Source organism: Longimicrobium sp. (assembly GCF_035474595.1).
Lineage (GTDB): Bacteria > Gemmatimonadota > Gemmatimonadetes > Longimicrobiales > Longimicrobiaceae > Longimicrobium.
The window spans coordinates 1-2,124 of sequence record NZ_DATIND010000029.1 but is presented as its reverse complement, the minus strand read 5'-3'; the positions used below and the strand labels follow the sequence as shown (position 1 = coordinate 2,124).

3 protein-coding genes and 1 pseudogene are annotated in these 2,124 nt (G+C 71.6%); all 4 read left to right on the top strand.

Going from position 1 to position 2,124, the window contains the following annotated elements; translation table 11 throughout:
- A partial coding sequence (locus VLK66_RS28585) for a helix-turn-helix domain-containing protein (RefSeq protein ID WP_349260482.1) occupies window positions 1–135 on the top strand: 135 nt, incomplete at its 5' end.
- Between the two features lie 71 nt (window positions 136–206).
- On the top strand, window positions 207–461 hold the full coding sequence (locus VLK66_RS05490) for a hypothetical protein (protein WP_325308376.1): 255 nt from the start codon (window positions 207–209) through the stop codon (window positions 459–461).
- A 166-nt stretch (window positions 462–627) separates the two neighbouring features.
- On the top strand, window positions 628–1,656 hold the full coding sequence (locus VLK66_RS05485) for an amidohydrolase family protein (protein WP_325308375.1): 1,029 nt from the start codon (window positions 628–630) through the stop codon (window positions 1,654–1,656).
- Between the two features lie 186 nt (window positions 1,657–1,842).
- Window positions 1,843–2,124: pseudogene (locus VLK66_RS05480) on the top strand (hypothetical protein); the annotation flags it as partial.

The window sequence follows — 2,124 nt, the reverse complement described above, 5'->3', positions numbered from 1 at the left end:
CGCCTGGCCGATGCCGAGCGCCAGCTCATCCTGGCCACCTTCGCCCACTGCGAGCGCCACAAGGAGCGCACCGCCGCCACCCTGGGCATCAGCATGAAGACCCTGTACAACCGCCTCAAGGAATACGGCGGTTGAGCGCGCGCGGGCGCCGCCGGAATGCCGATTGCCTGCCCTCGGAGACAAACCGGACATCGAGAGGAAACGCCATGTCCATCGAAAAACTCAGGCAGCTCGCGGGGCTCGATCTCCCCTTCAACGCGAACGACGACGACGAGATCGACGAGTTGCGCGTGCTGATGGCCGCCGGCCTGATCGCCGGGCTGACGCTGCGGGTGCCGGCGGGCGTGGACGGCGGTCCCGACCGCGCGGCGCGCGTCATCCGGGTGCTGGCCATCACGCCCGAGGGACGCCGGCTGCTGCAGCGCAGCGGCGCCGATCCGGGCGTGTCGAGCACGCACTGAAAGCGCGCGTCGCGCGTCCCGCCACCGGCGGCGGGAGCGCGGGGACGGGGGAGGTCCCGATAAGGAAACGTGAACGCGCTCGAAGCCGAAGTCAGGCCGCGCGCGCGGGATCGCAACCACACTCGGGACCACCGTCGCCATCCCCGTCCCGACCGCGAGCCCCTCCATGATCATCGACTGCCACGGCCATTACACGACCGCCCCCGAGGCCCTGGAGACCTGGCGCGGCCGCCAGATCGCCGGCATCGCCGACCCCGCCTCCAGGCCCCGGGTCGCCGAGCTGAAGATCTCCGACGACGAACTGCGCGAGTCCATCGAGCACAACCAGCTGCGCCTCATGCGGGAACGCGGCAGCGACCTCACCATCTTCAGCCCGCGCGCGAGCTTCATGGCCCATCACGTGGGGGACTTCGAGGTCTCCGCGACCTGGGCGGCGATCTGCAACGAGCTGTGCGCGCGCGTCGCCGGCCTCTTCCCCGACCACTTCATCGGCGCGGCGATGCTGCCGCAGTCCCCGGGCGTCGACCCGGCCACCTGCATCCCGGAGCTGGAGCGTTGCGTGACCGAGTACGGCTTCGTCGGCATCAACCTCAACCCCGATCCCTCCGGCGGCCACTGGACCGGCCCGCCGCTGTCGGACCGCCACTGGTACCCGCTCTACGAGAAGATGGTCGAGCACGACATCCCGGCCATGGTGCACGTGAGCACGAGCTGCAACGCCTGCTTCCACACCACCGGCGCGCACTACCTGAACGCCGACACCACCGCCTTCATGCAGTGCCTGAGCGCCGACCTGTTCACCGACTTCCCGACGTTGCGCTTCGTGATCCCGCACGGCGGCGGCGCGGTGCCCTACCACTGGGGGCGCTTCCGGGGCCTGGCCCAGGCGCTGAAGAAGCCGCTGCTGGAGGACCACCTGCTGAAGAACATCTTCTTCGACACCTGCGTCTACCACCAGCCCGGCATCGACCTGCTGACCCAGGTCATCCCGGTGGAGAACATCCTGTTCGCCAGCGAGATGATCGGCGCGGTGCGCGGCATCGACCCGCAGACCGGCCACCATTTCGACGACACGCGCCGCTACGTCGACGCCACGCCGCGGCTCGACGCGCGCACCCGTCACCAGGTCTTCGAGGGCAATGCGCGGCGCGTCTATCCGCGCCTGGACCGCGCCCTGAAGGCCCGGGGGCGCTGAGCATGACCGCGCCTTCACCCGGCCGCGAGGCCGACGGGACCGGCAGGCGTGCGCGTTTCGCCGCTGGCGGACGGGGGCCGGACCTGTACGCTATGCGGGAGCCACTGGCCCGAGCCGGCCCGCGCCGCTTCGACTGACGCGCGGCCATTCCAACGCACGCAACCCGCACCCCCGGAGACCGACAAGATGAGAGACATCCCGACCCCCCGCACCGCCTCCCGCGCCACGCGCCGCCGCCTCGCGGCCCTGGCCGCCGCCGCGGGCGTCTGCGCCGCGTTCGCGCTGCTGCCGACCACGGCCGCCGCCCAGGACTTCCCCAGCCGCCCGGTGCGCATCATCACGCCGTTCCCGGTCGGGGGCGGGCCCGAGGGCGTGGTGCGCCTGCTGGCCGACAAGCTGAGCCGCGCCTGGGGCCAGCCCGTGACGGTGGAGAACCGCCCCGGCGGCAACGGCTTCATCGCCATCGAC